We start from the raw sequence: 8,445 nt of genomic DNA on the forward strand, positions 1-8,445 counted from the left end.
CTGAAGGAACGTTGAAGACGACGACGTTGATAGGTCGGGTGTGTAAGCGTAGCGATACGTTGAGCTAACCGATACTAATGAACCGTGAGGCTTAACCTTACAACGCCAAAGCTGTTTGGTGTGATGATTTGAGAGATTTTCAGCTGATACAGATTAACTGACAGGCCTTAAGGCGTGTTGGTAACAGAATTTGCCTGGCGGCAATAGCGCGGTGGTCCCACCTGACCCCATGCCGAACTCAGAAGTGAAACGCCGTAGCGCCGATGGTAGTGTGGGGTCTCCCCATGTGAGAGTAGGGAACTGCCAGGCATCAAACAAACAGAAAAACCTCATGCGAAAGCATGGGGTTTTTTTGTTGTCTGCGGTTTAAGGAAAAGCGGCCGGACGCCGTCCGGTTCGGGCGCTGCGCGCCGCGAACCGGGAATAAAACGCCGAAAAATGCCTCTCTCTTCCGCCCCTGCAGCAGTGAAACGTAGCGTCAAAATGCTGCTCTATCCCACCACATAGCACCCTGTTCTCAGCCGTTGCCCGCTTTTTGCCGATTCGCGCGGTGCAGCGCTATATTCATAATGCTTCCTGCCGATTAATCCCTGTATTCTGTCCCGTGCGTGGTTGAAACTTTCTCACCTTCCGCTTGCAGACTCGACATTTTGCTTATTCCTGGTTATTGTTAGCTGTCTGGATGTCTAAACGTTTATACGTATGCTATGAGGTAATAAAGTTATGCCTATTCGGGTGCAGGACGAGCTACCGGCCGTCAATTTCTTGCGTAGTGAGAACGTCTTTGTGATGACGGCAACGCGCGCAACGACCCAGGAAATTCGCCCGCTGAAGGTGCTTATCCTCAACCTGATGCCGAAGAAAATCGAGACCGAAAACCAGTTTCTGCGGCTGCTATCGAACTCTCCGCTCCAGCTTGATATCCAGCTGCTGCGCATCGACGCGCGTGAGTCTCGCAACACGCCAACCGAGCATCTGAACAACTTCTACTGCAATTTTGAGGACATCTGCGACCAGAACTTTGATGGCCTGATCGTTACCGGCGCGCCGCTGGGGCTGGTCGAATTCAACGACGTGGCCTACTGGCCGCAGATCAAGCAGGTGCTGGAGTGGGCAAAGGATCACGTCACCTCAACGCTTTTTGTCTGTTGGGCCGTACAGGCCGCGCTCAATATCCTTTATGGCATCCCCAAGCAAACCCGCACTGAAAAAATCTCCGGCGTCTTTGAACACCATATTTTGCATCCGCATGCGCTGCTGACCCGAGGTTTCGACGATACCTTCCTCGCGCCGCACTCGCGCTACGCCGATTTTCCGGCCGCACTGATCCGCGACTATACCGATTTAGAGATCCTGGCAGAAACCGAAGAGGGCGATGCCTATCTGTTTGCCAGCAAAGATAAGCGCATTGCCTTCGTCACCGGACATCCGGAATACGATGCCAATACCCTGGCGGGGGAGTTTTTCCGCGATGTGGAAGCGGGGCTCAGCCCGGAAGTACCGACCAATTATTTCCCGCATGATGACCCACAAAACGCACCGCGGGCCAGCTGGAGAAGTCACGGAAACCTGCTGTTTGCCAACTGGCTGAACTACTATGTCTACCAAATCACGCCATACGATCTGCGGCATATGAATCCGACTTTGGATTAATCCTCCAGCCAACGCGATCCTAAAGCGTTTCAGCATTTTGCCTCTGGCACCTTCGGGTGCCTTTTTTGTTTCCGAAATTCAATTCATGTACGAAATAAACTTTAATTTTAATGTTATCAGTATGTTGAATGTATATTAAAATTAAAATGGAAATTGTTTTTGATTTTGGAAAAATAATGCGTAGTCTTAATTGTGTTGAGCGAAAACCAGACAACGATCTTTCACTCGCGCCAACTGGATCAACCAAGAGGAGCTGCACAATGACGCAACAGGCGACAATCACTGACGAACTGGCCTTTGGCCAGCCCTATGGCGAGCAGGAAAAGCAGGTCTTAACGCCCGAGGCGGTGGAGTTCCTGGAGGAACTGGTGAGCCGCTTTACGCCTGAGCGCAATAGGCTGCTGGCGGCACGTATCCAGCAGCAGCAGGATATCGACGACGGTAAGCTGCCTGACTTTATTTCGGAAACTGCTTCCATTCGTAACGGTGACTGGACGGTTCGCGGTATTCCGGCCGATTTACAGGATCGCCGGGTAGAGATCACCGGTCCCGTTGAACGCAAGATGGTGATTAACGCCCTGAATGCCAACGTGAAAGTATTTATGGCTGACTTTGAGGATTCGCTGGCGCCTGACTGGAACAAAGTTATCGACGGTCAGATTAACCTGCGCGATGCGGTCAACGGCACCATCAGCTATACCAACGAAGCGGGGAAAATCTACCAGCTGAAGCCCGACCCTGCGGTGCTGGTTTGTCGGGTGCGCGGCCTGCATCTGCCGGAAAAGCACGTGACCTGGCGCGGGGAGTCGATTCCCGGCAGCCTGTTCGATTTCGCGCTCTACTTCTTCCATAACCACCAGGCCCTGCTGGCGAAAGGAAGCGGCCCCTATTTCTATCTGCCGAAGACCCAGGCCTGGCAGGAAGCGGCCTGGTGGAGCGAAGTCTTCAGCTACACCGAAGATCGCTTTGAACTGCCGCGCGGCACCATCAAGGCGACGCTGCTGATTGAAACGCTGCCGGCGGTGTTTCAGATGGATGAGATTCTCCACGCGCTGCGTGACCATATCGTTGGCCTGAACTGCGGACGTTGGGACTACATTTTCAGCTATATCAAAACGTTAAAAAACCATGCTGACCGTGTTTTACCCGACCGCCAGGTGGTGACGATGGACAAGCCGTTCCTCAACGCCTATTCACGTCTGCTGATTAAAACCTGCCACAAGCGCGGCGCGTTCGCGATGGGCGGCATGGCGGCCTTTATTCCCAGCAAAGATGCTGAACGCAACCGCCAGGTGCTCGGCAAAGTTACCGCCGACAAAGAGCTGGAAGCTAAAAACGGCCATGACGGCACCTGGATTGCTCACCCGGGCCTTGCGGATACGGCGATGGAGGTTTTCAACCGCGTGCTGGGCGAAAGAACCAATCAGCTGGGCGTCAGCCGGGACGAGGATGCGCCGATTACCGCCGAACAGCTGCTGGCCCCCTGCGACGGGGAGCGTACCGAAGCCGGGATGCGTGCCAACATTCGCGTGGCGGTGCAGTACATCGAAGCCTGGATCTCCGGCAACGGCTGCGTACCGATTTATGGCCTGATGGAAGATGCGGCGACTGCCGAAATCTCGCGCACCTCTATCTGGCAATGGATCCACCATCAGAAGACGCTGAGCGACGGGACGCCGGTGACCAAAGCGCTGTTCCGCCAGTGGCTTGGCGAAGAGCTGATGGTTATTCAGGAGGAGCTGGGCGAGCACCGCTACAGCAGCGGCCGCTTTGACGATGCCGCGCGGCTGATGGAACAAATCACCACCTCAGACGAACTGATTGATTTCTTAACGTTGCCTGGCTACCGCCTGCTGGCGTAATTCACCCACTCGTGACCCTATGGAGCATCTGCACATGAAAACTCGTACTCAGCAAATCGAAGAATTAAACCAGGAGTGGACACAGCCGCGTTGGGAAGGCATTACCCGCCCGTATAGCGCGGAAGAAGTGGTGAAATTACGCGGTTCGGTCAACCCGGAATGTACCCTGGCGCAGCTTGGTGCGGCCAAAATGTGGCGGCTGCTGCACGGCGGCTCGAAGAAGGGCTATATCAACAGCCTTGGCGCGCTGACCGGTGGCCAGGCGCTGCAGCAGGCGAAGGCGGGGATCGAGGCGATTTACCTCTCCGGCTGGCAGGTGGCGGCGGATGCCAACCTGGCTTCCAGCATGTATCCGGATCAATCGCTATACCCGGCGAACTCGGTGCCGGCGGTGGTCGATCGGATCAACAACACCTTCCGTCGCGCCGATCAGATCCAGTGGTCCACCGGTATTGAATCCGACGATCCGCGCTATACCGACTATTTCCTGCCGATCGTGGCGGATGCTGAAGCCGGCTTCGGCGGCGTGCTGAATGCGTTTGAGCTGATGAAATCGATGATTGAGGCCGGTGCAGCGGCGGTTCACTTTGAAGATCAGCTGGCGTCGGTGAAGAAATGCGGCCATATGGGCGGCAAGGTGCTGGTTCCGACGCAGGAGGCTATCCAGAAACTGGTGGCCGCTCGCCTGGCGGCCGACGTCATGGGCGTGCCGACGCTGGTCATCGCCCGCACCGACGCCGATGCTGCGGATCTGATCACCTCTGACTGCGATCCGTACGATCGCGAGTTTATTACCGGCGATCGCACCAGTGAAGGTTTTTTCCGCACCCATGCCGGCATTGAGCAGGCGATTAGCCGCGGCCTGGCCTATGCGCCGTACGCTGACCTCGTGTGGTGCGAAACGTCTAAGCCGGACCTTGAGCAGGCTAAGCGCTTTGCGGATGCTATTCACGCCCGCTTCCCGGGCAAGCTGCTGGCCTACAACTGCTCGCCGTCGTTTAACTGGAAGAAAAACCTCGATGACGCCACCATCGCTCGCTTCCAGCAGGCGCTCTCCGACATGGGCTACAAATATCAGTTCATTACCCTGGCGGGCATCCACAGCATGTGGTTCAACATGTTCGACCTCGCCCGCTCCTATGCGCAGGGTGAGGGGATGAAACACTACGTTGAGAAGGTGCAGCAGCCGGAGTTTGCTGCCGCAGCGGAGGGATACACCTTCGTTTCCCACCAGCAGGAGGTGGGCACCGGCTACTTCGATAAGGTGACCACCATTATTCAGGGCGGCGCTTCCTCAGTCACCGCGCTGACCGGCTCAACGGAAGAAGAGCAGTTCTGACCGTTTTCCCCCTCTCCCTGCCGGGGAGAGGGTTGGGTGAGGGGGAAGGTATGACGCGTGGCCTGGAACTACTGATTGCACAGACTATTTTGCAGGGCTTTGACGCCCAGTATGGCCGTTTTCTCGAAGTGACCTCGGGCGCGCAGCAGCGCTTTGAGCACGCCGACTGGCACGCGGTACAGCAGGCGATGAAGCAGCGTATTCACCTCTACGACCATCACGTCGGCCTGGTGGTTGAACAGCTGCGCTGCATTACCGATGGCAAAAGTACCGACGCCGATTTTTTACTGCGGGTGAAAGAGCACTACACCCACCTGTTACCGGATTACCCTCGCTTCGAAATTGCGGAGAGCTTTTTCAATTCCGTCTATTGCCGGTTGTTTGACCACCGCTCGCTGACTCCCGAGCGGCTCTTTATTTTCAGCTCGCAGCCGGAGCGCAGCTTCCGCTCAATTCCCCGTCCGCTGGCGAAAACGTTTTTCCCCGAGCGCGGCTGGGAAACGCTATTAAGCAAGGTACTCTCCGATCTTCCCCTGCGGCTGGCGTGGCAAAACAAGGCGCGGGATATCGGCTATATCACGGCCAGCCTGGTGGAGGCTCTCGGCAACGAGATGCTCTCCCGCTCCCATCTGCAAATAGCCAACGAACTCTTTTATCGCAATAAGGCGGCCTGGCTGGTAGGCAAGCTGGTGACGCCGGTGGCAACGATGCCCTTTTTGCTGCCCGTCCATCGCAGCGATGAAGGCGAGCTGTTTATTGATGCCTGCCTGACCACCCACGCAGAGGCGAGTATCGTCTTTGGCTTTGCGCGCTCCTATTTTATGGTTTACGCCCCGCTGCCCGGCGCGCTGGTAGAGTGGCTGCGCGAGATCCTGCCGGGGAAAACCACCGCCGAGCTGTACATGGCGATTGGCTGCCAGAAGCACGCGAAAACGGAAAGCTACCGCGAATATTTGCACTATATTGCCCGCAGCGACGAGCAGTTTATCGAGGCGCCTGGCATCCGCGGCATGGTGATGCTGGTCTTTACTCTGCCTGGCTTCGACCGGGTATTTAAGGTCATCAAGGACCGCTTTGCGCCGCAAAAGGAGATGACCGCCGCCCACGTCCGCGCCTGCTATCAGCTGGTTAAAGAGCACGATCGCGTCGGGCGCATGGCCGATACCCAGGAGTTTGAAAACTTCGTGCTGGATAAGCGGCAAATCGCGCCGCAGCTGATGGCGCTGCTGCAGTCGGAAGCCGGAGCTAAAATTACCGACCTTGGGGATCGGATTGCCATCAGCCATCTCTATATCGAGCGGCGGATGGTGCCGCTGAATATCTGGCTGGAGCAGGTTGACGGCCAGGCGCTGCGCGATGCGGTCGAGGAGTACGGCAACGCCATTCGCCAGCTGGCCGCCGCCAATATTTTCCCCGGCGACATGCTGTTCAAAAACTTCGGCGTGACCCGCCACGGTCGGGTGGTGTTCTACGACTACGATGAGATTTGCTACATGACGGAGGTCAATTTCCGCGAGATCCCGCCGCCGCGCTATCCGGAAGATGAGCTGGCGAGCGAGCCGTGGTACAGCGTGTCGCCGGGGGACGTTTTCCCGGAAGAGTTCCGCCACTGGCTCTGCGCGGACCCGCGTATCGGGCCGCTGCTCGAGGAGATGCACGCCGATCTGCTGCGGGCCGACTACTGGCGCGAGCTGCAGACGCGCATCCGCAATGGCCACGTGGAGGATGTCTACGCCTACCGCCGCCGCCAGCGCTTTTGCGTGCGCTACGGCGCGATGCAGCAGGCGGGCTAGGTCAGGTGTAAAAGTAGCGCACCACGTGGAAGAATACCGGCGCGGCGAAGCAGAGGGAATCAATCCTGTCCATCATGCCGCCGTGCCCTTCCAGCATGGCGCCAAAGTCTTTCACTCCCCGATCGCGCTTGATAGCCGACATGCACAGGCCTCCCGCGAACCCCAGCAGGGTAATCAGCAGAGAGATAAAAAAGGCCTGAATCATGCTGAACGGCGTGACCCAGAACAGGGCCGCGCCCACCAGGCTGGCGCTCAGAATCCCGCCCACGAAGCCTTCCACCGTTTTGTTCGGGCTCAGCTTCGGCACGATAGGACGCTTGCCCCACAGCTTGCCGAACACGTACTGCAGCACGTCAGAAATCTGCACGACGATCATCATGAACAGCACCAGCTTGATGTTTTCGCCGGCAAATCCCGGAATATCGATCATCAGCAGCGCCGGCGCATGGCTGACGCAGTACACCGCAATCATCAGGCTCCACTGAATCTTGGCGCTGCGCTCCAGGAAGTGGGTGGTATCGCTGGCCAGCGCGATGCGGGCGGGAATAAAGAGGAATGCATAAACCGGAATAAATATCACGAACAGGCTGTACCACTCGATCCCCACCAGCAGGTACTGCAGCGGCAGAATCACGAAAAAGCACCAGAACAGCGCCTCGTGGTCGCCCCGGCGGGTGGGGGTCAGGGTGACGCATTCGCGCAGCGCATAGAAGGACATCAGCGCGAACAAAATCACCGAGCCGATGGGGCCGATGAGCATGGCGAATACCGAGATGATGCACATGACCCACCAGGCGCGAATTCTGGCGTTGAGATTGGCGATGGTTTCGTTCTGTTTTCTGAGCGACAGCAGATAGCCAATCAGGCTTGCAATAACCAGCAGGGAAAAGAGTCCCGCCAGCAGCAGCAGGAGCTGATGATCGATATTATGCATGGGATAGTGCCTCCAGCGCTGATTTCGCGCGGGCTAAAAACGCCGCTTTTGTTTCGCCTTCCGCCGGGCCATCCAGCGGTTCGCCGAAGGTGGCGCTGCAGATAATCGGCACCACCAGCCTGGAGCCTTTCGGGAGCACCCGGTTCAGGTTTTCCAGCCAGACGGGCACCAGTCGAACGTCGGGGTGGCGCAGCATCAGGTGGTACAGGCCGCTTTTAAACTCGCCCAGCTCGTCGCCGCTGCCGCGCGTGCCCTCGGGGAAGAAAATGAGCGACTCGCTGTTTTCCAGCACGGCGACCAGCGGCGCGAGGGGATCTTCGCTCGGGGACGCCGCCCGCCCTTTACGCTCAATCAGCACCGCCCCAAAGATGCGGGAGGCCAGGTAGCGGCGCAGGCGGCTCTTTTTCCAGTAATCTGCGGCGGCAACGGGGTGGACGTTGTCGCGTATCGCGGTGGGCAGGCTGGCCCAGATCACCAGCCCGTCGAGATGGCTGCTGTGGTTGGCGAAGTAGAGCGTGGCCTGCCCTGGCTGCGGAGTGGCTTTCCAGCGCGATTTAATGCCCGTCAGCAGCCGGCATACGCTAACCAGCAGCGCCCGCACCAGCGTTTTATCCGGCGAAAAGCTCATGGTGATTCTCCTGCGTTAAGATCCTTGATAATGAGCCGCGCGCGGCTGATACAGGTAAAGAAGGCGCCGACCAGAATCAGCCATAGAACCGCCACAAAGCCCTGCTGGCTCCACTGCGGAAACGCGGCGGCCAGCACCGAGACCGCGGTCAGCAGCGCCATGCGATGCTGTTTGGCCATCGGTCCGCTGAAGCGCTGGGGCAGTCCGCAGGTGCCCCCGAGCAGGCGGATATAGGC

General features: G+C 57.7%; 6 protein-coding genes, 2 rRNA genes and 1 pseudogene. 6 read left to right on the forward strand and 3 right to left on the reverse strand.

What is annotated here, in order from left to right; all coding sequences use genetic code 11:
• The 6 genes from PFH44_RS22320 to aceK form a co-directional block, all read left to right on the forward strand.
• Positions 1-99: ribosomal RNA gene (locus PFH44_RS22320) — 23S ribosomal RNA — on the forward strand; the annotation flags it as partial.
• A gap of 94 nt (positions 100-193) precedes the next feature.
• Positions 194-309, forward strand: a 5S ribosomal RNA gene (gene rrf / locus PFH44_RS22325).
• A 414-nt stretch (positions 310-723) separates the two neighbouring features.
• Positions 724-1,653, forward strand: coding sequence for a homoserine O-acetyltransferase MetA (gene metA / locus PFH44_RS22330; protein WP_045853491.1), 930 nt, complete (start codon positions 724-726; stop codon positions 1,651-1,653).
• A gap of 260 nt (positions 1,654-1,913) precedes the next feature.
• A complete protein-coding gene (gene aceB, locus PFH44_RS22335; RefSeq protein WP_283826180.1) occupies positions 1,914-3,515 on the forward strand; it encodes a malate synthase A in 1,602 nt (533 codons plus the stop codon).
• A 34-nt stretch (positions 3,516-3,549) separates the two neighbouring features.
• Positions 3,550-4,854 carry an isocitrate lyase gene (aceA, locus tag PFH44_RS22340; RefSeq protein WP_283826181.1) on the forward strand — a complete coding sequence of 435 codons (1,305 nt, stop codon included), beginning with the start codon at positions 3,550-3,552 and terminating at the stop codon, positions 4,852-4,854.
• A 50-nt stretch (positions 4,855-4,904) separates the two neighbouring features.
• The gene (aceK, locus tag PFH44_RS22345) at positions 4,905-6,647 is read left to right on the forward strand and encodes a bifunctional isocitrate dehydrogenase kinase/phosphatase (RefSeq protein WP_283826182.1); all 1,743 of its coding nucleotides are present in this window, start codon (positions 4,905-4,907) and stop codon (positions 6,645-6,647) included.
• A 1-nt stretch (position 6,648) separates the two neighbouring features.
• On the opposite strand, the gene PFH44_RS22350 is transcribed toward aceK, so the two are convergent.
• The 3 genes and pseudogenes from PFH44_RS22350 to PFH44_RS22360 all read right to left on the reverse strand — a co-directional run.
• Entirely contained in the window at positions 6,649-7,581 is a 933-nt protein-coding gene (locus PFH44_RS22350) for a phosphatidate cytidylyltransferase (protein ID WP_045853487.1), read from the reverse strand.
• Positions 7,574-8,209, reverse strand: a complete 636-nt coding sequence (locus PFH44_RS22355; protein ID WP_283826183.1) for a lysophospholipid acyltransferase family protein — start codon at positions 8,207-8,209, stop codon at positions 7,574-7,576. Before PFH44_RS22355 ends, PFH44_RS22350 begins: the two co-directional genes overlap by 8 nt.
• A pseudogene (locus tag PFH44_RS22360) lies at positions 8,206-8,445 on the reverse strand (CDP-alcohol phosphatidyltransferase family protein); the annotation flags it as partial. The pseudogene PFH44_RS22360 and the gene PFH44_RS22355, both read right to left, overlap by 4 nt.

This window comes from Klebsiella sp. Ech2A, from assembly GCF_030078455.1.
Taxonomy (GTDB): domain Bacteria; phylum Pseudomonadota; class Gammaproteobacteria; order Enterobacterales; family Enterobacteriaceae; genus Klebsiella; species Klebsiella terrigena.

Excerpts from the sequence above, each read along its gene's own strand:
- PFH44_RS22355 (WP_283826183.1), bottom strand. The coding sequence starts at position 8,209 with ATGAGCTTTTCGCCGGATAAAACGCTGGTGCGGGCGCTGCTGGTTAGC.
- metA (WP_045853491.1), top strand. The coding sequence starts at position 724 with ATGCCTATTCGGGTGCAGGACGAGCTACCGGCCGTCAATTTCTTGCGT.
- aceA (WP_283826181.1), top strand. The coding sequence starts at position 3,550 with ATGAAAACTCGTACTCAGCAAATCGAAGAATTAAACCAGGAGTGGACA.
- aceK (WP_283826182.1), top strand. The coding sequence starts at position 4,905 with ATGACGCGTGGCCTGGAACTACTGATTGCACAGACTATTTTGCAGGGC.
- PFH44_RS22350 (WP_045853487.1), bottom strand. The coding sequence starts at position 7,581 with ATGCATAATATCGATCATCAGCTCCTGCTGCTGCTGGCGGGACTCTTT.
- aceB (WP_283826180.1), top strand. The coding sequence starts at position 1,914 with ATGACGCAACAGGCGACAATCACTGACGAACTGGCCTTTGGCCAGCCC.